The following is a 22,073-nucleotide window of genomic DNA, read 5'->3' as shown; positions in this document are numbered from 1 at the left end:
ATGAACACTGCCCTCAATCTCTCACTTCCCCCTCGTTTTCATTTTGAGCACACCGTCTATTCACATGGATGGTGTGCTCTTTTTCCTTTCCGCCTCGATACCGCGAGCGGAGTGCTGTGCTATGCGCTGCGGGACGATGCCGATCGAGTGATGGATCTGCAGTTCTCCCCTGCCGGAAAATCCCGCGTCGCCGTCGAAGTCGAACATCGCAGACGGCTCTCGCAGCGAGCGCTGGCGAATGCTCAGAACGCAGCGGAGGATATCCTGCATCTGAATCTCGATCTCAGACCTTTCTATGCTCGCGTTCGGGATGACAGTACCTTCTCATGGATTGCACGCCGGAATACGGGTCGCATGCTGCGTGGCGCCTCATTTTTTGAGGATGTCGTCAAGATGATACTGACCACAAACTGCAGCTGGTCCCTGACCACGCAGATGAATCAGCGCCTGATACAGCATTTTGGCATCGGTTCAGGCGACGCTCGCCCATTTCCTGTCCCCCAGGCCATCGCCGAGAGCAGTGAGGCCTTTCTGCGCAGTGAAGTCAAACTCGGGTACCGCGCTCCATTTGTCCTTGAGCTGGCCCGGCGCTGCACGCGCGGAGAACTCGACATAGAAGCCTTCCGCGACAGCACCCTCCCCTCGCCAGAGCTGTACCGGGAACTGCGCGCGATCAAAGGCGTGGGTGAGTATGCGGCGAGCAATCTTCTCAAACTGCTCGGACGCTTCGATAAACTGGGACTCGACAGCTGGTGCCGGTCCAAATTCGCGGATATTCACAACAACGGCAGTCCCGTCGCCGACGAAGCCATCGAGGCCTATTACGCTCCCTTCGAAGAATGGAAGGGACTGGTCATGTGGATGGACGTCACCCGTGACTGGTACGCTGAAAAATTCCCATTCTGACGCAATATCATGTCTGTACTACGCATTTCCCTGCTCATCATTCTTCTCTTCCCTTTCACCCTGCTCGCGCAGAAAGACTACCGAGCTCTTCACATGCAGGCGACAGTGGTGGACGGACACAACGATGTTCTCGGACGCGTGATGTCCGGCGGTGAGATGGAATCGTGGAACGCGAAGGGACACTCGGACCTCCCGCGCTTTGCCGCCGGGGGACTCGATGTGCAGCTCTTTTCGATCTGGGTACCCTCGAAACGAAAGCATGACGCCGCCTGGCAGTTCGCCCTCGCGGAAATCGATTCGCTGCACGCCATCGCCGCGCGCAATCCCTCCCTTCTCAGCGTGATCACCTCGGCAAAGGCGTTGAAACGCACGACGGATGAGGGACGCATCGCCGGTATCATCGCGCTTGAGGGCGGACGTTGTATCGATGGGAAACGGGAGCGCATTTATCAGCTCTACGCTCGTGGACTCCGCTGCTTCGGGCTCACATGGAATTACAGCTCTGACTGGGCGACCTGTTCAAAGGATGAAAGCGCGGGCAAGGTCAAAGGCGGACTCTCTGCAAAAGGCCATGATTTCGTGCGTCTGCTCGATTCGCTCGGTGTACTCATCGATGTTTCGCATCTCGGTGAGGCATCGTTCTGGGATGTGATCAAGACCACACGCAACCCCATCATTGCATCCCATTCCGCCTCAAAAGCGCTGCGCAATCATCACCGCAACCTCACCGACAGGCAGCTTCGAGCCATCGCGAAAAACGGCGGTGTGGCCATGGTGAATTTCTATCCCGGCTTTATCAAAGCGGGACTCGGGAAAGAACAAATACGTCTGGCAAAGGACCTGCTCGCAGAGCAGCGCAAACTTCAAGAAAAATATCCCGAACGCGGCGGGGATTATGAAGAGTCCGTCGATGCCCTGGTCGCCCGCGCAGACAGGGCCGGACTCGCGACCATCCACACCGTCGCCGACCACATTGATCACGCCGTGGAAATCGCCGGCGTCGCGCATGTCGGACTCGGTTCCGATTTTGATGGCATCGGGTATACTCCGGTCGGACTCGCCGACGTTACCGACCTCCCCCTCCTCACCCGCGAACTGCTCCACCGCGGCTATTCCCCTTCCGACATCCGCGCCATCCTGGGTGGCAACTTCCTCCGCGTATTCAACGCGGTGTGCGGGTAGTCAGCGCCGAGTCCTCACACCGAGGGTACTTGCCGAGTATTGAAATATTGAAAGATGGAAGAATGGAAATATGACATTTACAGTATGATTCCATTATTCCATCTTTTCATTTTTCCATGCTCAGCAAAATGCAGACCGTTCGCAGATTGCGTGCGATCTGGAATTTGTCCCGGTTTTTTGCATTTTTGTAAATGCCTTATTCTAGACAAATGATTTGAGCTTACATACTATCCCATTTATTAGAAGGAACGGCGCATGAAAATCCATGAGTACCAGGGAAAGGCCATACTGAGAAAGTTCAATGTCCCCACGCCCGAGGGCGGCGTAGCGACGACGCCCGAGCAGGCGGTGAATGTCGCGAAGAAACTTGGTGGCAAGGTCTGGGTCGTGAAATCGCAGATTCATGCAGGTGGCCGCGGCAAGGGAAAGATTCTCGATCCGCAGTCGCGCAAACTGATTCTCGATGGTGGAGTGAAGGTTGCCACCACACTCAAGCAGGTTGAGAAGTACGCAGCACAGATGCTGAAGAATCTGCTCGTGACCATTCAGACCGGCGAAGAAGGCAAGATCGTCCGTCGCGTACTCATCGAACAGGGCGTCAACATTGACAAGGAATTCTACGCCGGGATGCTGCTCGACCGCGCGCAGTCGCGCAACGTCATGATGGTTTCCACAGAAGGCGGTATGGAGATCGAGAAGGTTGCCGCTGAGACCCCGGAAAAAATCCTCAAGGTCGCCATTGACCCCAAGATCGGTTTCCAGGCGTATCAGGCGCGCGAGCTTGCGTTCGGACTCGGACTCTCCGGAACTGCCTTCAAGAATGCCGTGAAATTCCTCATGGCGCTGGCCAATGCATATGACAAGCTTGACGCCAGTCTTTTCGAAATCAATCCCCTCGTCCTTACGAAAGAAGGCGATGTGCTCGCTCTCGACGCAAAGGTGAATCTCGATGACAATGCGCTGTTCCGTCATGCGGATTTCATCAAGCTGCGCGACAAGGCCGAGGAAGATCCCCTCGAAGTCAAGGCCTCCGCATTCGATCTCAACTACATCAAGCTCGATGGCAATGTGGGCTGCATGGTCAACGGTGCCGGACTCGCGATGGGTACGATGGACATCATCAAGCTGGCCGGCGGTGACCCCGCAAACTTCCTGGATGTGGGCGGTGGCGCAAGTGCGCAGACCACCGAGCAGGGCTTCCGCATCATTCTCAGTGACAAGAATGTGAAGGCGATTCTGATCAACATTTTCGGTGGCATCGTGCGCTGCGACCGCATCGCGAACGGTGTGGTACAGGCCGCGAAAAACATCAACATCAAGGTGCCCATTGTCGTGCGTCTCGCCGGGACCAATGCTGAAGAGGCCGCTGTCATTCTCGAGAATTCTGGCATCGATTTCCTCGTCGCACATAACTTCCGCGAAGCGGCAGAGAAAGTCACGCAGGCGATCGCAGCATAAATGCTCGCCTCGAACGATGGCATTTTGTCTCGTTCGCTCCCTTCCTATTACAAATGCCCCGTTACCCCCAAGGTGACGGGGCATTTTCTTTCAAAGATTTAACCCGCTGTTTATTGTCATGTAGGGTTTGCAATTATAAGTTTTGATTAGTTGAAACCGTTGAACAGACCACATCAGACTATGAAACACATTGCTTCCGTATTCTCGCTCTTCCTGATCCTGTCATTCCTCCTTCTCTCCGTTCCGCTGCATGCACAGAAAGGCTGGTTTGAAAAACACAAGGAAGGAGAAGACATACTGTTTTCCGTCGGCTGTCTCGATGCTTCGGTAATTGTGGCCGTCGGAAGCGATGGATTGCTTCTGCGTTCCGGTGATGCCGGCGGAAGCTGGCAGGAAATCAGCAATGGAGCGACAGACGTCCTTCGCCGTGTGCGCTGGTACAGTGCCGACCTCGGCGTCGTCCTCGGCAATGGCGGCGTGGCAATGAAGTCGACAGATGCCGGACTCTCATGGCAGATGCTCACCACCGGTACGTCAGATGCACTGTTCGACGTGCATTTTTTCGACGCGGATAACTGGATGGTTGTCGGACGCGGTGCACGCGTACTCTCCACCACCGATGGCGGAGCGACGTTCACAAACGAAAGCTCCGGACTGAATAATTACAATGAAATCGCTTTCCGCGGAGACGTTGGAATCATCGTGGGCAACAAAGGCACGATTCGCCGCACGGTCAATGGCGGCGAGAAATGGAGCAAATCGAGCAGCGGAACGGACCTCGAACTGACCGGGGTTTCCTTCGGCGATGACAGTACCATCGTTGTCTGCGGCATCAACGGGACAATACTGCGCAGTACGGACTATGGGAAAACGTGGAATCCTGCAACAGCAAATCTCCCGCTTTCCGCATATCGTCTGAGCGGCGTGCAGCATCTGACACGCAATCACGCCGTGATCGCAGCATACGGTGGCATCGTTCTCGAAAGCTGGGATGCAGGACAGACATGGACAGCGCAGGAAAGCAATACCGACGTCAACCTCGAATCGGTATCCTTCATCGACAGCAAAACCGGATGCGTGGCAGGATGGAACACGACGGTCATGCGGACAACCTCCGGTGGCACACTCGCTGTCAATCGCATCGAAGCACAGTATCCATCACGTGTTTCCATTTCCTCGACCTGGCCGCAGCCCGTATCGCGCAGCGCGACAGGCGTGGCGCATGTCGCCGTCGATGTCGTGCGCGGCGGCATGGTGACGCTGAGAGTCCACGACCTGCTCGGTCGACAGATCACCACGCTGTTTGAAGAGAGCTGCAGTCCGGGCCGATGGGATATCAGCTGGGATCCGTCGACGCTCAGCAACGGCATATATCTCTACCGGCTGACGACGCATGACGAAGTTCGTGTCGCCAAGTTCACCGTTGTGAACTGAGCGAACATCTCCGCGCGCGAAGCCTGAAGCTCTCCGCCTGAATAATTATGCAGAAAGTGCATATTTCCCACGCTGGAAATATGCACTTTCTGCATAATTGACAATTTAAGAGGCGAAAAAAGGCTAGGAGAAGGCCTTCCATAGCCAGGATGACGTTTTTTCGACCACATCTCTGAAGGACGCCGTGGGTCCTTCAAACGGGTGTTTCACGCCGAAAGTATGATCGGTGTTCGGGATTTCAATAATCCTGCTCTGAGGATGTGTGGCGGCCTGTGCATTTCTGCGTCCCTCTTCAATCGGAACGGATACGTCCTGCTGCCCGTGCAGCACGAGCAGCGGCGATTCCAGCCGCGCCGCTGCTGCGGGAATGTCGAATCGTGTCTGGTTCGCGTCGAGATCGTCGAGCATCACTACATCCATGGGCATCATCTGTCCGGTACGCGCATTCTGAATCTCCATCTTCCCTTCCCTGCGCCACTGCTCCTTTGTTTTCTTTCCCCAGCGATCGAAATTGGAGACGCCCGCCCAGGATACGACCGCGCGCGTATTACGATCCTCCGCTGCATGTACGATGGCCACGCCACCACCGAGTGAGTGACCGATAACGGCGATGCGGCTGCGGTCGATTTCCGCATCGATCAATTTTCCTTCCCGGATTCCGGCGACCACGTCTGCCAGGTCATCGAGCTCCCTGCTGATGGTGTTGCGCGCGAAGCGATCGAGTGCGGTGAACTGTCCGAATTCCTCTTCCACACCGTTCAGTGAAAAATTGAAGCGTACCGCCGTGAGTCCCTTCAGCGCGAAATGTTCCGCAGCCCAGGGGAAACCGCCCCACCCCTTGAATCCCTTGAAGCCGTGACAGATGATGACAACGGGAGATCCCTCCGCCTTCTCCGGCAGGTGAACGTCTCCGAAAATGCGATCACTGTGGCGATTGAGTATGATAAACGGATCGTGCATCATGTTACGCTTTCTGTTGGCACTTTTCTATCTTGTCATGCAAAGTATACTGAATTCACGGTACGGAACAACATGCCCGCAGAAATCCCCGCAAACACCGCGCTCGTCCATGACTGGCTCACCGGCATGCGCGGAGGGGAAAAGTGTCTGGAAGTGCTGTGCGAACTCTTCCCTGCAGCGCCCATTCATACGCTTATCGCATATCCGGAAAAGGTGAGCGAAACCATTCGAAGCCACGACATCCGCAGCAGTTTCCTGCAGCGCATGCCCATGGCAGAAACCCGTTACCGTCACTACCTCCCGCTGTTCCCCCGTGCCATCGAGTCGCTGGATCTTTCAGAGTTCGACCTCATCGTCAGCAGCAGTCATGCCGTCGCCAAGGGTGTGCGTGTGCCGCCGCATGCCCTGCATATCAGCTACGTACACACGCCGATGCGATATGTGTGGGACATGTTCGACCAGTATTTCAACAAGTCGAACACCGGGAGTCTGCAGCTGGCACTGATTCGTCTTGCCGCCGCACGGCTGCGCCGATGGGATGTGCGCACGGCCTCACGCGTGCATCATTACATCGCAAACTCCGCGTATGTCGCTGAACGCATAGAACGCATTTATGGCCGCACATCAACGGTCATCCATCCACCTGTCGAAACAGCGCGATTTACCCCGACAGAGGATAATGACGGGAATTTCCTCGTCGTCAGCGCCCTCGTACCATACAAACGCGTAGATCTCGCCATTGAGGCGGCGAATACACTGAAGGTGCCGCTGCGAATTATCGGTGATGGGCCCGAAAAAGAGCGTCTCGCGCGTCTGGCGGGTCCGACAGTGACAATGGAGGGGTGGATTGACGATACCGGGATTGAACAAGCGTACGCTTCGTCCCGCGCCCTGCTTTTCCCCGGGGAAGAGGATTTCGGCATCGTGCCCGTGGAAGCCATGGCTTCAGGCAAGCCCGTCATAGCCTATGGACGCGGTGGCGCGACGGAAACGGTGATCGAAGGATTAAGCGGAACGCTTTTCCCCGAGCAGACTGTCGGTTCGCTGACCGATGCCATCGAAAGATTCACTGCAATGTCATTTGATTCGCAGTCGATACGAAGCCATGCCGAGTCCTTTGACCGGTCCGTCTACGCGGAAAAAATGTCTGCCTTCATCTCTGAAAAATGGCATGAGCATGCCGGCTGATTTCACCCGTCACCCTTCCCCGTAAATCTGACCCTCTGACACTTCCCAGAGTTTCCGCATGAGCTCAAGGTCGTAACTCGTTTCAGACGAAGGGGTTTGCTGTTTCCGTACGAAGTACTTTCCGGAAACATCCGCCACATCGTCCTCCGACGCGAGGTACACCGACGTTGCGGCACCTTCCTCGAGTGAAGCGCCATCGATTCCGAATCCCTCACGCAGCAGCTTTGTGCCGATAACGCCCGGGTGCAGGCAATTCGCATAAATGCCGCTGCCGTGCAGTTTGGCAGCGAGTTCATAGGTAAAAAGCACATTCGCAAGTTTCGACTGCGCATAGGCCGCATATGAAGCAAATTCCCTCTCTCCGTTGAGATTCGTGAAATCGATGCTTCCCCTGGTATGTGCGATGGATGCGACGTTGACGATGCGCGCAGGTGTATTCTCCTTCAGCACCAGCAACAGTTGCTCGGTCAGCAGCATAACCGACAGATGATTCACCTGCCATGTCATTTCATACCCATCCTCGGTCATCACATGCTCATTCATGTATAATCCGGCATTATTCACCAGCACCGACAGCTCGGGAAAGCTGTTGCGCACCTCATCGGCCATGCGCCTGACGGAAGTAAAACTTGCAAAGTCTCCGGTCACCGCGCCTGCAACATCGGCTCCCTCCCTTCGCAGATGTATCATGGCCGCATTCAGCCGCTCTTCAGTCCTTCCATGCAGCACGACTTTCGCTCCACGCTGCGCCAGTTCCAGTGCCGTCTGCAGTCCGATACCGTCCGTACTTCCGGTTACCAGTACGGTGCGGTCCATGATATAGCTGTGTGACATATCGCGTTCCCTTTCTTCCATCAACATTGGTAGAACGTTTTCAACCTGCAGTTGCCATAATACAAAAACCGCGGGAGATGGCTCAACCGCGGTTTATGCAGACGATAGTATCGTCGGACTATTCGTTGTCTTTGAGGGCGTTTGCGCCGCTGACGATTTCGAGGATTTCGGTGGTGATCGATGCCTGCCGGGCACTGTTGTACTCGAGCTGCAGATCATGAATGAGATCCTTGGCATTGGTCGTCGCCGTATCCATGGCCGTCATGCGTGCGCCCTGTTCGGCAGCGTTGGACTCGAGCAGCATGCGAAAGAGCTGGAAATTGAGATGCTTCGGAATGAGCTGCTCCATGAGTTCGACTTCGGACGGCTCATAGATGTAGTCGACAAACTGATGGTAGTGATGCTCAGCGCCGCTGTGCTCCTCTTCCTCCTCCGGGAGCGGAAGAAGCTGTTCATCACGCACCTTCTGGGAGATGACGGATTTGAATTCATTGTACACCACCTCGACATGATCGAATTCCCCGTCGAGGAAGCGATCGAGAATGGACTGCATGATATTGGATGCGTCCATATGCGTGGCGGAATTCACGAGTCCGACATGATGTTCAACGACATCATATCCGCGCTTGCTGAAATGCGCGTAACCGCGGCGACCGATGCAAAGCAGCTTCACATTCCCGGCTTTGTTTTGCTCACCCCAGGTCTTGTGAATCCTCTGGGTGGCATGACGGATGATATTGGTATTAAAAGCGCCGCAGAGTCCGCGATCAGCCGTGAGCACGACGATGAGCACATTCTCCACTTCATCACGCTGCATCATGACCGGCATGGTTGATCGATCCATGCGCGCCAGTAGATGCGTGATCAGGTCACGTATGCTGAATGCATAGGGACGCGCGGCAACGATGGCATCCTGGGCGCGGCGCAGTTTTGCCGCGGCGACCATTTTCATCGCCTGGGTAATCTTGCTGATGTTGCGGTTGCCGTTAATGCGGCTGCGTATTTCGCGCAGATTGGCCATTTACGCTTCTTCGGTTTTCAGTGAGAGTTTGAAGGAAGTGACAAAATCCTTGAGGATCTCGCGAAGTTTGGCGTCGAGTTCATCGGAGATTTTCTTTTCATGCGCTATGGCGCTGAGTACGTCAGCATGACGGGTGCGCATGAATTCGAGATACTCGTTTTCGAAACGTCCCATTTCGGGGAGAGGAATTTCATCCGTGAAGCCCTTGACGCCGGCGAAAATACTGGCGACCTGCTCCTCGATGGGCATGGGCATATACTGTCCCTGCTTGAGCAGTTCGAGCATATGCGAACCGCGGCGGAGCTGCTGCTGGGTGGATTTGTCAAGATCCGACCCGAATTTCGCGAAAGCTTCGAGCTCGCGGTACTGGGCAAGATCGAGGCGCAGCGGTCCGGCGATGGATTTCATGGCCTTGATCTGCGCGCTGCCGCCGACGCGGGACACGGAGATACCGACATTGACCGCGGGACGCTGTCCGGCGTTGAAGAGATTGGACTCGAGATAAATCTGTCCGTCCGTAATCGAGATCACGTTCGTCGGGATGTATGCGGAAACGTCGCCTGCCTGTGTTTCGATGATGGGCAGCGCAGTCAGCGAACCACCGCCGAGGTCATCGGAAAGCTTGGACGCACGTTCCAGCAACCGCGAATGCAGGTAGAAGACATCACCGGGATATGCTTCGCGTCCGGGGGGACGACGCAGCAGCAGCGAAAGCTGGCGGTAAGCGACAGCCTGCTTCGAGAGATCATCATAGACAACCAGGGCATGGCGGCCACTGTCACGGAAGAATTCGCCCAGTGTCGCACCGGAATACGGTGCAATATACTGGAGGGGTGCGGGCGAATTGGCTTCCGCTGTGATGATCGTGGTGTAGGGCATGGCGCCCATTTCATCGAGCTTGGCGTATACCTGTGCGACGGTCGACGCTTTCTGTCCGATCGCGACGTATATGCAGAACACGGGATTGACACCCTGCTTCTTCGCTTCCTCGGTATGCGTGTGTTTCTGATTAATGATGGCATCGAGGGCCACGGCAGTTTTTCCCGTCTGACGATCACCAATGATCAGCTCACGCTGTCCGCGTCCGATCGGAATCATGGAATCGACAGCTTTGAGGCCGGTCTGCAGCGGTTCCTTCACCGGCTGACGCTGAAGCACACCGAGCGCTTTGCGTTCAATGGGCATGGTCTGCGCAGTTGTTATGATACCCCGGCCATCGATGGGACGTCCGAGAGGATCAATCACGCGGCCGAGCATTTCCTCTCCGACGGGCATGGAGGCAACCTTCCCGGTACGCTTGACCGTGTCGCCCTCTTTCACACCGATGTCTTCACCGAAGAGTACGCAGCCGACATTGTCCTCTTCGAGATTCAGGGCCATGCCTAAAATCTCGTTGGGGAACTCGATCAGCTCGCCTGCAAGGCAATTTTTCAATCCATAAATGCGGGCGACATTATCACCCACCTGCAGGACGGTGCCAACCTCGTAGACATCAATATCGCTGTCGAAGCCGCTGAGCTGTTTCCTGAGTATCGCCGATACTTCGTCGGGTCTTACTTCTGCCATGTCTGTTCTTGCCTTATGCTGACTGTTTGTATTCGAATCGTTGGTATTATCTGCCGCTGATAAAGCGCTTCCGCAGACGTTCAAGCTGATGTTGCACACTGCCGTCATACACGGTATCACCGAGGCGCACCTGCAGTCCGCCCATCAGGGCCTCATCCTGCTCGTACACAGCCTCGATGTGCTTTCCAGACGCTCCTGCCAGTGCTTCGACCAGTTGTGCACGCTGATCATCACCGAGGGCAACTGCTGACCGCACTTCCGTGCGGATAATCCCTTCACGCTGCCGGCGCTGATCGTGCACGGCCTCGATAATGGGGAGCACAATATCTTCCCTCCCCTTCTCCACAAGCAGCAGGAGAACGGAGAGAACATAACCGCTGACGTGGTTTTCAAAGAGCGCGCGTACGGCTTCTGCTTTCTTTTTCGATGCAATCACAGGGGATTCGAAAAAGAGCTGCAGTTCGTGCGATGCGGCGATTGAGGCCTGCACGTCGCGAAGGTCGCCGAGAACGCTCTCGATATCCATCCCTTGTGGGATGGCATTGAGAATTGCTTCTGCGTAGCGATGTGAGACTTTGCTGTGACTCATAGGGGGTGTATTCCAGCGTTTATACTACGGCCGTCTGCGAAATGAGAGGCTATCTCAGTTTTTCGGCAGATTGCCGATGAAATCATCCACCATCTTGCGATGGCGGTTCTCGTCGAGTTCTTCACCCAGGATTTTACCGGCTGCGCGGATGGCGAGATCGGCGACCTCCTCGCGCAGCTGGGTAAGGGCGGTGTCTTTCTCGCGCTGGATTTCGGCTTTGGCCTGCGCAGTCATTTGACGCGCCTGCTCATTTGCGGAATCAACGATGCCCTGTTTCATCTGCTCGGCCGTCTGCTTGGCTTCATCGATGATGGACCTGGCCTCGGCTTCAGAATTCTGGAGGAGGGCCTTGTGCTCGTTGAGCATACGTTCGGCATCATCGCGTGCCTGTTCTGCTTTCTGCAGATCGTCGCGAATCTTGTTTTCCCTGTTCTCCAATGCGGACAGCATCGGTTTCCAGGCAACTTTTTTCAGAATCCAGAGAAGCAGGGCGAACGTGATGAACGTCCAGATGAGCATCCCGGGTTCAAGGGCAAGTAGTTTATCCATACGCTACCTCAAGGTTCCTGCGCTTCGTTGTAAAGACGGTGTTAGGCTTTCAGCGCCAGGAGCAGACAGACCACAACGGCGAACAGTGCGATACCTTCAATGAGTGCGGCCATGATGATCATCGCTCCACGGAGATCACCAGCTGCTTCCGGCTGACGACCGATGGCTTCGAGAGCGGCGGCGGCCAGTTTACCGATGCCGAGTCCGGCACCGACGACGACGATTGCTGCACCAAGTCCGGCGGCTAACCATGCGAGTTCCATTGAAAATCCTCCAGTTGAATAGTAGTTATAGAGAAAATGTTTGCGTTATCAATGTTCCTGATGCACCGACATCCCGATGAAGAATGACGAAAGCATCGCAAAAATATAAGCCTGAAGAAAACTGATGAATATCTTCAGGATGGACATGAACAGGAGAAAGGCGATGGACATCGGAGCGACGAACACGGTATCCATACCGAAAATCAGCGCGTAAAATGCGCCGATGACCAGTGCGCCGGAAAGCATGTTTGCAAAGAGACGAATGGCCAGCGCGAAAGGTTTGATCACCAGTCCGAGTATCTCAATGACGAACATCAGGATGCCGATGATGAAAGGAATGCCATGCGGCACGAGTCCTTTCCAGAACCCGATGATGCCGTTGGCTTTCATCCCGCCAAAAATCATGAACGCGAATGTGATCAGCGCCAGTCCGCCGGTGATGTTGATATTCCCCGTTGACGCCGCACCGAAGGGCATGAGGCTGACGAGATTCATCACCGTAATGAAGAAGAAGAAGGAAAGCAGCAGCGGCAGGTATCGTGCGCTATGCTTGCCGAGAAACGGCATGGCCACTTCGTCCCTCACAAACACCACCACGGATTCAATGGCATTGCCGTAGCCGCGGGGCACCATGCCCGTGCGCGTCTGCCGCGCCGCAAGCCAGGTCAGAAGAATGGTGATCAGCATCGAAAGCCACATGTAAACCACATGACGACTCGGGGACATATCCAGTGAGAACCCGGCGATGTTGATAACCCACCCTTGCGGGAGATCGATGGTGGGAAAGGGATATTCGTGAATGTAAGGGGTGTTCTCGACTTTGTGCTCGAGAATACGCATCATCTCTTCGTTTGGTGTCAGATTATCCGTTCCATGTCCCTCACCGTGGCCGTTGCCATGCGCGGAGGCATCCTCCGACTCGTGCTGCTGTCCGTGATCGACTGCACTGCCGTGGTCGCTGTCAGTCATGGCCTTGTCATGACCACCCTCTGCACGCAGGACACCGGCAAACAGCAGAAGCGCTGCGATGAGTATTATTCCCTGAAAACTGCGGATTATCTTCATGATGATGGACTGTCCGGATTCCGTTGAATTATCGGGCGAAAGCTCTTCTTGGCTTGAGTTGATCGGTCCGCTTGTTGATATGCAGCACTTCCATGATGAGGAAAGTGAAATAGAAGCCCATGAACGATCCAACGAATTCAAGGACATTCGTTGTTGTAGTGATCAGGAACACGGCGACTGCAGCTATCATAAGGAAGAAGCGAACGGTTATCGCGGCCAGCGAAAACATCATGAACAGGTTATTGTTCAGACGAAAAGCCTTCTCAATGAATACATACCCCAAAAATGCATTAGTCACACTTAAAATACAACCGGCGATCAGGTCGGGCCCGAACGTGTAGTTTTCATTCGTCAAATAAGTGAAGCTCACAAAAAGCACCGAAAGCAGTCCGAGGAGCGTGAATTCGATCCTCATGTTGCGAAGTTGCCGTTTGAATCGCGTAATCATTTTTCTCTGGATTGTTTCTTGTTTTGTAATTCGTTTGCGTTTCTGATTACTGACCACAATCCGTAGACAATGCCGATAACAGAAAAGACGATGGTCAGTATTTCTCCACTTCCAAGAAGCGAATCGAGTCCATAGCCGGCGCCAAAAAAGAATAGAATTGTGGCGAGCAGCTGCCAGCCGAGGTTGGTGTACGGGAGCAGTTCCCGCATGGCTTCACCGATGATCTCGGCGTTGGTTTTGTGTTGTTTTTCGGGCTTCAACGAAACAGTGAAATCCTCAAAAAAACATATCTTTAAAGTTACTGATTTTATGACGGAAAACAAACGCCTGAAAAGCGTTGCCGTGGGGACTCATTCCACGGATAGAGACATAACACCTTCGGGTTGTCCGGAATTCCCGAATAGTGAAATATTTTCTGATTTTTTTGAGAAATTTTTCGCGGGTTATCAGTCGCGTCCCGTGATGCGGCGGAAACCGCTGAGAAGCTTCCAGATAAAGGCACGCCACAGGTTGACGTGGAGGGTGGATGCGGACGAAAGCAGGAACTGCAGATCATGCCGATCGGCATTGCCGAGAGAGCGGAACAGTCCTCCCCCGCTTTGCTCCATTTCGGTTTCGATACAGGATGTCAGCCGCTGGGTGACCTCCTTCTGCAGCACCTCGAGCCTGGTGCGCAGCTGCACATCCTCGGTGTTTTTGATGAGGACGCTGAGATGGTCGATGATCAGGGCCAGTTTACGAAGCTGGTCAAGCGAACAGCGCAGGTCGAGTTCGCGGGCGATCTGCTCGAAAAGCCGATGTATCTCGTCGTATTGCTCCTCCCTGAAATCGAACATGCCGGGCAGGTCGATGTCTTCTATCTGGAGATACAGCGACGAGAGCCGTTCGAGTTCGTGACCGTAACCGACGACAATTTCCTCGGTCATGGCATTGACCTGGCGTTCGATTTCCTGCCGGATGGCGCGGAGGGATTCTTCATACCGGCGTTTGATGTGTGGACTCTCAGCGTAGTCGTACTGATGCTTGAGTTCCCGTTCGCGTTTCTGCAGGCGCGCAATCACGCGATGCTGTCCGGTGTCCTCCTCAAAAATCTGGTCGTGAATATAGCTCTTGGAAGCGATGAGCTGTGCACGACCGATTTTGATGGTGTTGATAACAATCCTCTCACCCAGCATCGCACGGATTTCATCTTCATTGAGCGCGCAGGCGCCGTCAGTAATGATGAGAATTTCAGTCCCTGCAAGCTGCGGCAGTGCATTGATATCCTCTACCGCCTGCCGTATCGCGCGCGCCATCGCCGTGCCATTGCCCAGCGTGTGCAGACGCATGACATAGGTGAGGAGGGCCTGGAAGCTGGCCGTGTCTTTCGCTTCATGCAGTTCTCCGATTTTCGTGTCGAAGGTGCGGAGGTTGATGTAACCCAGTTCACGCAGATTCTGCTTGAGGAAATGGTACACGATGGCCTTGGCGAGATTGATGCGGTTTTTCATCGCCATGGAGCTGGAGGTATCGAGAAGGACGTAGAGTTTCTGCTTGCGACTGTCGGGACGATACTCATCCGATTCCGGGTCCACCGCGTAATACGTCGGCTCCTGCGCGTACGGCACCCACAGCTCTTTCTTCGCGAGACGCTGGAAAAACACGTCATCCGGCAGCAGCCATTGATAATTGTAGATACGCGGCAAATGCTGGGGAGAACGGATAAGGCCCGCCTCGTACTCCGCCCTGTCGTCAACATACACCTGTGGATCCCTCCCCTTCTCCTCCGGATTGCGTCTTCCCCCACTGCTCTGCAATTCCAGCACCGGCATCAGGCGCTGCGTCAATTCATGTTTTTCATCCTCCAGTACCCGCGCAATCTCAAACACCGCCGAGAAATCCTCGGGCAAATCCTCATAGATATGCTCGAAGAATCCCAGATCCTCCATTACGTCGAAAAAGTGCTCGTACGCCGGCATGGCAGATGTCAGATTTCAGATTACAGATTACACATAGGGGTTGTGCAGGCATCCCGGGATTTGTGAAGCATGGAAGGATTGAAAAATGGAAAAATTGAACTATGACATCCAGGGCATGTTTCCATTTTTCGATGGTTCCATTTTTCTATTCGCATCACGGTGTACAGGCAGGTAACTCTGCCAACCGGCGTTAGCTATAGATATGCACGCCTGGGTGGAACAGCTCGTGGATGTCGCGCTGCTGGATACGGAGGAAGTCGGCAATCTCTTCATTGAGAGGTTCGAAGGTCTTGAAATAGCCTTCGAGGAGCCTGCGGTTGTGTTCGACCGAGGCATTCGTGATACCCAGGGCTTCTTTCGCCCACTCGGTGAGTGTGCGGCGCAGCGGCTGTCCTTCGATCTCCGTGATGGGACGTTTCAGCAGTTCGGGATGCGTCTTCAGATATTCGATGAATTCCTGGAATTCGAGCATGTGCCGTATCTGTTCGAAGGCGCGGGATGATGAAAGTTGCTTGAACAGACTGGTATAGCATTTGTTGAAGAGGTCGCGTTCCTCGTGAATGCCCACGACAGTGTAAAGATACCAGAGCTTCTCAACGTCCTCCGGGATCACTTCCATGCGTCCATGAAGGAAGGCGATAACGCGCAGCATGTCCATCGCCCGGGAATACGTACGAGGAGAGATATAGTAGTCCTTCACATGCGGATACTGCTGTGGATTCTCCTTGATCAGACGGTTTTTCTGCATTTCGTAGTAACGGACGACGGAATTCGCAAAGAAAATGACCTCGAGCGGAATACGAATGCTGAACTCGGCATCCAGTCCCTTGATCACGTCTGCCGTCCGGTTGAGCACTGCGTAGGGAATACGCTGTTCGGGAGTGGATGGTTTTCCCTTGTGCGTCAGGTAGCGCTGGGCGATCTGATACTGCGTGTACGGCTCCTTCGCCGGAATGAACAACGCCTTGAAAATGAAACGATCAAGCAGTGCTTCGGTGATCTCACTGACGCGCAGATAGTTCGTGGCGGCGATGACGCTGTGGACGCGGGCAGGGACCTGCTGCACACCGAGGATGAGCGCCCGCTCATTGAGCGTGGTCAGCAGCGCGCGAAGCGTATAGTCGTTCGCATCGAAAATCTCGTCTATGAAGCCGAACTCGCTCTCGACCAGCGAATCGGTGGTATTGTGCATGATGCGACCCTTTTTCAGCTCCTCTATATCGAGTCCGCCAAAATACGTATCCGGCTGCTGCTCCTTCGATGCCTGCACCATGAACACGTTGGCACCATCGAACATGCTGAAAATCTGTTGCGCGAGCAGCGATTTCGCCGCCCCCGTGCGACTCTGAATGAGCGCATGTTCCCGCATGAGCATGGCCGAGAAAATCTGATCAATCACCTCCCTGCGGTTGATGATGCGCCTGTTGACCAGCTCAATGGCCTCCAGTATCATTTCCAGCGCCTGCTCCGGAGAAAATGTTGTAGCGGTTGCGTTCATGGTAAACTTGTATCATGATTGGAAAGGGGTAAGAAATTACAGGTTTATACGCTTATCTCAAAGAACGCAACCGCGGTGTCATCCCGCTCCGTCCCGCTTCGCGCGACTTCGCGCGATGTTGTTTCCCCCGCGTTGCGGTGGAGTTCTCGGCAAACACCCCATTCCAAACTACCCTTCCCAATTGGAAACAAACTCCCCCACCAACCAGTATCTCCGTGAAAATCCGTATTAATCCGTGAAAATCCGTGTTCCCCTTGATTCGCCCTATCCGTTTTGACCGTGTTCCCCTTGATTCGCCCTATCGTTTCGTCCGTGTTCCGCTTCCTTGACACTCAGACCCGTAAAACGTAATTTGTCACAGTTAAGTGAACTATCTATAGTATCACTTTAAGTCGTTCGATTTTACCCACAGAAGAGCTACACATGGTGCGACCAACCGTCCTCTTCTCACTTCTCCTGGTATTGGTTCTGGCTTTTTCCGCACCTGCGCAGGTAAAATCGCTCCAGGAGGAGCAGGATTACGCCTTCGCCCTGGGACTGTTCAAGGACAAAAACTACCAGCTTTCCCTCGAAAAATTCCGACAGTTTCTGGATGATTATCCGGAAAGCGCGTTACGTCCGGATGCCACATATTACTGTGCTGAATCGCTGTATCAGAATGCGAATCTGCCTGATGCTGCCATTGCGTTTGCACAGTTCCGGGAACGGTATCCCGACAGCAAGCTGGCAGATGATGCGGGTTTCCGTGAAGGTGAGGTGTATTACCGCCAGGGTCAGTTCAGCAAGGCACACGAGACCTTCGCATCGGTGGTCAAGCGCTGGCCCGAGGGTAACCTGGCGCACGAATCGGCTTACTGGGCCGGTGAAGCGGCCTTCAAGGATGGCAATTATCCGATGGCCCTGCGCTATTACCGCATCGCCTACGAACACTACCCCGAAGGCAGCATACGCGATTACGCATATTTTTCCATCGGCTTCGTACTCGAGAAGCAGGGTGAATACCAGCAGGCACTCGACAATTACGAAGATTTCCTGAAGGTTTTTCCTTCCAGCGCCCTCCTCTCGAGCGTGTACACCCGCAAGGGAGCCTGCCTCTATCAGCTCGGCAAGTATGAAGAAACCATTTCCTGGCTCACATCCCTGACCGACAGTCCAGATCCGGAAAATGCTGCTGAGCGCCTGTATCTCCGCGGCGAAGCCCGGTACAAACTCGGACAGTATGCGGAAGCGGAAGCACTGTACAGGGACTTCCTCACAGGGTATCCCGATCACAAACGTGCACAGCAGGTGCAGTATTCGCTGGGTTGGACGCAGATTGAACAGAAGAAATACTCCGAAGCCATCGCGACGTTCGACGAACTCGCACAGCGCAACGGGGAGATCGCCGAGGCGGCCATGTTCCGCAAGGGTATGGCGCTGCGCCTCAACGGCAACCTGGAAGCCGCGCGCAGCGTGTTCCGCGAAATGATCGCCACAAAGCCCTCGGGCAGTTACGCCGACAACGCGCATTTCGAACTCGGTATGGCGGCCTTCAATGAAAAAGCCCTGCAGACCGCGCTTCAGCATTTCAACTCGGTGACCGAAAATTTCCCGGAGAGCGACGTCATCGCCGACGCCTGGTTCATGAAAGGCGAATGCTGGCTTGCGCTGCACGATCCGGCCGCTGCCGCACCAGCGTACGCGGCGGCCGCGGCGGTGAAAGACGCCTCGCAGGAGATTCTCTCCAAGGCACTGTTCCGCCAGGGCTTCGCGCTGTATCAGGCGAAGAAATACCCGGACGCCATTGTCGTCCTCAAAAACTTTCTGCAGAAATACCCGGCTGATGGACGGAAGACGGAAGCGCTGCTCTGGCTGGGGGAAAGCTACTTCAAGACCGATGAATTCGACGACGCCGTCATCGTGTACAACCAGGCGCTCGCTGAAACGCAGAATCCTGACGTGACGCAGGACGCGTTGTACGGACTCGGATGGGCACATTTCCGTGCACAGCAGTTTGCTGATGCGGAAAAGGCATTTCACCGCCTGACCACGGAATTCCGTGCGGGTACGCATGACGTCGACGCCAATGTCCGTCTCGGCGACGCGCAGTACGCCCAGAAGCATTTCTCCGACGCGGCGAAAACCTACCGCTACACCTCGCGGATGTATTCCGCGAATCCCCTTTCCGCCTATGCCCTTCTGCAGCTCGCTTCGTGTGAGCATCGGCTCGGGAATACGCCCGCCGCGATTTCGACGCTGAAAGGACTGCTGGCGCGTTACCCGGAATCGGAATACGGTGACAAGGCACAGTTCTCACTCGCGTGGATGTATTTCCAGAGCAAGGACTATGATGTTGCCATCATGGAGTTTGAGAAGCTGATCCGTGACTGGCCACAGAGTCCGCTGCTTCCCCAGGCACGCTACAGCATAGCCGATTGCTACTACAATAAAGGCGAATACGAGGCAGCGGAGGAAAGCTACCGCAGCGTGCTCACCAGGCATCCGGATTCTCCGAAGGTGAGCGATGCGCTTGATGGACTCGCCCAGGCGCTGCGCATGCAGGGTCGGGAAGCCGAGGCTGCTTCGGTGAAGGAGCAATGGCTGCAGTCCAATCCCCGCAGCGGTGCCGCCGACGAAGTCGCATTCGCAAATCTGCGCGACCTGGCAGCACAGGGGGAACCTGAACGCAGTATCCCCGCTCTCCAGGGCTTCATCAAATCTCATCCTTCCTCCCCCCTGCTCCAGGAAGCACACCTGCTTCTTGGTGAAGCGTTCAGGGAGAACGACGATCTCGATGACGCAGAAAAAACACTGCGCGAAGCAATCAGTCTCAATCCAAAGAGTCCGCTTGCCGTCCGCGCCAAGTTCGCGCTTGCCGAAACCGCCATGGCGCAACAGGACCGCAACAAGGCCCGTGTCATCTGCGAGGAACTGCTCAACGACCCCGCTGCCCGGGGACATCGGGCAGAAGTCTATTACCGACGCGGGCTCGTGTACAAATCGGACAAGCAATTCGCTGCAGCACGGAAGGATTTTGAGGCCGCCCGCAAGGCGCAGCCTGAAGACCGCTACGCTGCCCTCGCCACGATAGAACTCGCGGTGCTCACCGCCGAGGAAGGTGACCTGGAGACGGCACTCAAGGAATTGCGCCAGATCTCGAGTACGCGTGTCGATGCCGTGGGTGCCGAAGCACAGTACCGCAGCGGCCAGCTGCTGGCGCATGCAAAACGCTACGGTGAAGCCCGCGAAGCCCTGCTGCGAGTCGGCTATGTCTACCGCGACAATGCTTCCCTCTGGAATGCGCGCGCACTGCTGCAGCTCGCACGCATCAGCGAAGCTGAAGGACAAACCAGCGAGGCGATGAAATATTACAACGACGTGCTGACCAAATACGCGGGGTCCGAAGAGGCCGCGGAAGCAAAAACAAGACTGGAGATACTCAAATGATGAAATATCTCCGTCTGCTCTTTCTCCCAGCCATTCTTTCCTGCCTGCTCCCTGCAACTGCGCAGGCACAGGACAAACCGCGTCCCCCGGTGCGTAATTTCGAACCCGAAACCAGGCAGGCATCCGATGTGCTGCCCGCGCTCGACCTCCCGGAATATGTCATCACCGGCAGCGATATGATCAGCTTTACCGAGGACAGGAAAACAACACTTTCCTGGCCCGACAATGCCGGCTTTACGGCACGCGCGGGACGCGGGATACGGGAGCAGCGGTTCTTCGGTACCGAGCCGACACGCATGCCCCTGCGCAAACGCGCCCTGACCGGCAGTGAAGAGGTGTTCCGCCTCAAAGCCGGGATTGGCACCTGGTCGACCCCCCATCTGCAGGCATGGTATGCCGATCGCTATCAGCTTGGCGACCTCGCTTCGCATGTGCTGTATGAACGCAGTGATGGACATGTACCACGGGCCGATTACAGCCGTTTCAATTTCGATATCGATGCGGGTACCTATCTCCCCCGCAACCTTACGCCGCTGCTCGCTTCTTCACGTATCCAGGGTGCGTTTCACGCGCGGGTTCATGAATACGGGTTGTATGCGGACAAGCTGCAGCAGGATGCCCCCGCACTGGATTTTCGTCGCAGCCTGACACAGCTCGACTGGCAGGCCGACCTGATCTCACGCCGGAATACCATTCTCGACCACTCCCTCTCGCTGTTCTTCCGTCATACCGGCGTCGATGAGCAGCTCGCCGTTCGCGATACCATGGACCTCGAGGACTACAGCAGCCTGGAAAACCGTATCGGACTCGATGGCACGGCCACACTGCGCGTTCCCGGCTATCGTCTCGAGACGAGCGGAGGCATTCACGTCAATGATCTTTCCGAGGCAGCGGAAGGCAGCACGCGGCCATTTTTCATGCACGCAGGCGCCGCGACCATTCACCGTTTCGATGTAAAAAACAGCCTTGACGTCCGTGCACGCCTCTACCTGTTTCGCGGCAGCATGCAGGCAACACAGCTCCGGCTGTATCCTACCATACTTTTCCGCCACAGGCTGACGGACGACTGGCAGCTGCATGCCGGGTATGCACCCGAAGTGCAGGAGCGCAGCTTCGCGGATTTCATGCATCTCAATCCCTACATGATGCTTGCCAGCGAAATCCGGCACACTGATATCCCCCTGCGCTTCGAAGCCGCGGCGGAATGGGACAACAGGCACCGGAGTTCCGCACGTATCATCGCATCTTACAGTTCCTCATCGTCCATCGCGCGCTTTTCCCTTCTGCCTGATCCCGTGCGGCAGCAATGGGCACTGCACTATGATGGAAACAGCAGCATGCTGGATCTGCGTGGTGATCTTGCTCACGCCTTCAGTACGGCAACGCGCATCCAGGGAAGCGCGCTGTTCCGTTCTACGCATAACGATGTCGTCGACGGCAGCATCCCGTACATGCCCTCGTATGAGCTTCGCCTCATGCTGCAGCACAGCTTTCCCTTTGACCTGACCCTGCAGGCCAGCACGCAGCTCGCCGGAGGACAGGTGAATTCTGACGGCGCGGACATTCCCGCCTGGCTGATCCTCGGCTTCGAATGTGAATACCGTCTGACGGATTATGCCTCCCTGTTCCTGCGCGTCGACAATCTGCTTGATCAGTCTTACGAACAATGGGATGACTATCGTGAGCGCCCCTTCTTCATGATGGGAGGAGCGGTGCTGCGCTTCTGAT

At 55.3% G+C, this 22,073-nt stretch carries 19 protein-coding genes; 7 read left to right on the top strand and 12 right to left on the bottom strand.

Annotated elements, in window-relative coordinates; translation table 11 throughout:
* The 4 genes from KQI65_05145 to KQI65_05130 all read left to right on the top strand — a co-directional run bounded on the left by KQI65_05145 (position 1) and on the right by KQI65_05130 (position 4,980).
* Positions 1–906, top strand: a complete 906-nt coding sequence (locus KQI65_05145; protein MCB2204115.1) for a hypothetical protein — start codon at positions 1–3, stop codon at positions 904–906.
* A 9-nt stretch (positions 907–915) separates the two neighbouring features.
* A complete protein-coding gene (locus KQI65_05140; GenBank protein MCB2204114.1) occupies positions 916–2,088 on the top strand; it encodes a dipeptidase in 1,173 nt (390 codons plus the stop codon).
* A 255-nt stretch (positions 2,089–2,343) separates the two neighbouring features.
* Positions 2,344–3,546 carry an ADP-forming succinate--CoA ligase subunit beta gene (sucC, locus tag KQI65_05135; protein MCB2204113.1) on the top strand — a complete coding sequence of 401 codons (1,203 nt, stop codon included), beginning with the start codon at positions 2,344–2,346 and terminating at the stop codon, positions 3,544–3,546.
* A gap of 180 nt (positions 3,547–3,726) precedes the next feature.
* Entirely contained in the window at positions 3,727–4,980 is a 1,254-nt protein-coding gene (locus KQI65_05130) for a hypothetical protein (GenBank protein ID MCB2204112.1), read from the top strand.
* Between the two features lie 123 nt (positions 4,981–5,103).
* On the opposite strand, the gene KQI65_05125 is transcribed toward KQI65_05130, so the two are convergent.
* Positions 5,104–5,940 (bottom strand): alpha/beta fold hydrolase, encoded by an 837-nt coding sequence (locus KQI65_05125; GenBank protein MCB2204111.1) that lies wholly within the window; start codon positions 5,938–5,940, stop codon positions 5,104–5,106.
* Between the two features lie 126 nt (positions 5,941–6,066).
* On the opposite strand from KQI65_05125, the gene KQI65_05120 reads away from it, so the two are divergent.
* On the top strand, positions 6,067–7,128 hold the full coding sequence (locus tag KQI65_05120; protein ID MCB2204110.1) for a glycosyltransferase: 1,062 nt from the start codon (positions 6,067–6,069) through the stop codon (positions 7,126–7,128).
* A 9-nt stretch (positions 7,129–7,137) separates the two neighbouring features.
* On the opposite strand, the gene KQI65_05115 is transcribed toward KQI65_05120, so the two are convergent.
* The 11 genes from KQI65_05115 to KQI65_05065 form a co-directional block, all read right to left on the bottom strand.
* A complete protein-coding gene (locus tag KQI65_05115; GenBank protein MCB2204109.1) occupies positions 7,138–7,962 on the bottom strand; it encodes an SDR family oxidoreductase in 825 nt (274 codons plus the stop codon).
* A gap of 118 nt (positions 7,963–8,080) precedes the next feature.
* The gene (gene atpG, locus KQI65_05110; GenBank protein ID MCB2204108.1) at positions 8,081–8,983 is read right to left on the bottom strand and encodes an ATP synthase F1 subunit gamma; all 903 of its coding nucleotides are present in this window, start codon (positions 8,981–8,983) and stop codon (positions 8,081–8,083) included.
* Positions 8,984–10,549 (bottom strand): F0F1 ATP synthase subunit alpha, encoded by a 1,566-nt coding sequence (atpA, locus tag KQI65_05105; protein ID MCB2204107.1) that lies wholly within the window; start codon positions 10,547–10,549, stop codon positions 8,984–8,986.
* A gap of 46 nt (positions 10,550–10,595) precedes the next feature.
* On the bottom strand, positions 10,596–11,138 hold the full coding sequence (gene atpH / locus KQI65_05100; protein MCB2204106.1) for an ATP synthase F1 subunit delta: 543 nt from the start codon (positions 11,136–11,138) through the stop codon (positions 10,596–10,598).
* A gap of 54 nt (positions 11,139–11,192) precedes the next feature.
* Positions 11,193–11,687 (bottom strand): F0F1 ATP synthase subunit B, encoded by a 495-nt coding sequence (gene atpF, locus KQI65_05095; protein ID MCB2204105.1) that lies wholly within the window; start codon positions 11,685–11,687, stop codon positions 11,193–11,195.
* A gap of 41 nt (positions 11,688–11,728) precedes the next feature.
* Positions 11,729–11,950: an ATP synthase F0 subunit C gene (gene atpE, locus KQI65_05090; GenBank protein MCB2204104.1), complete on the bottom strand. Its 222-nt coding sequence runs from the start codon at positions 11,948–11,950 to the stop codon at positions 11,729–11,731.
* Between the two features lie 48 nt (positions 11,951–11,998).
* Positions 11,999–13,015 (bottom strand): F0F1 ATP synthase subunit A, encoded by a 1,017-nt coding sequence (gene atpB, locus KQI65_05085; GenBank protein ID MCB2204103.1) that lies wholly within the window; start codon positions 13,013–13,015, stop codon positions 11,999–12,001.
* A gap of 28 nt (positions 13,016–13,043) precedes the next feature.
* Positions 13,044–13,430: a hypothetical protein gene (locus tag KQI65_05080; protein ID MCB2204102.1), complete on the bottom strand. Its 387-nt coding sequence runs from the start codon at positions 13,428–13,430 to the stop codon at positions 13,044–13,046.
* Positions 13,431–13,459: 29 nt separating this feature from the next.
* Entirely contained in the window at positions 13,460–13,723 is a 264-nt protein-coding gene (locus KQI65_05075; protein ID MCB2204101.1) for an AtpZ/AtpI family protein, read from the bottom strand.
* Between the two features lie 186 nt (positions 13,724–13,909).
* Positions 13,910–15,421, bottom strand: coding sequence for a VWA domain-containing protein (locus tag KQI65_05070; protein ID MCB2204100.1), 1,512 nt, complete (start codon positions 15,419–15,421; stop codon positions 13,910–13,912).
* 190 nt (positions 15,422–15,611) lie between these two features.
* The gene (locus KQI65_05065; GenBank protein MCB2204099.1) at positions 15,612–16,919 is read right to left on the bottom strand and encodes a MoxR family ATPase; all 1,308 of its coding nucleotides are present in this window, start codon (positions 16,917–16,919) and stop codon (positions 15,612–15,614) included.
* A gap of 423 nt (positions 16,920–17,342) precedes the next feature.
* Here KQI65_05065 and KQI65_05060 point away from each other — a divergent pair, with 423 nt between their 5' ends.
* Both KQI65_05060 and KQI65_05055 read left to right on the top strand, forming a co-directional pair.
* Positions 17,343–20,345, top strand: coding sequence for a tetratricopeptide repeat protein (locus tag KQI65_05060; GenBank protein MCB2204098.1), 3,003 nt, complete (start codon positions 17,343–17,345; stop codon positions 20,343–20,345).
* Positions 20,342–22,072, top strand: coding sequence for a hypothetical protein (locus KQI65_05055; protein ID MCB2204097.1), 1,731 nt, complete (start codon positions 20,342–20,344; stop codon positions 22,070–22,072). The genes KQI65_05060 and KQI65_05055 overlap by 4 nt, the downstream gene beginning before the upstream one ends.
* Position 22,073: the final 1 nt, after the last annotated feature.

The sequence above is a fragment of the bacterium genome (assembly GCA_020444325.1).
Classification (GTDB): domain Bacteria; phylum Bacteroidota; class Ignavibacteria; order SZUA-365; family SZUA-365; genus BM516.
This window is presented reverse-complemented; position numbering and strand designations above follow the sequence as displayed.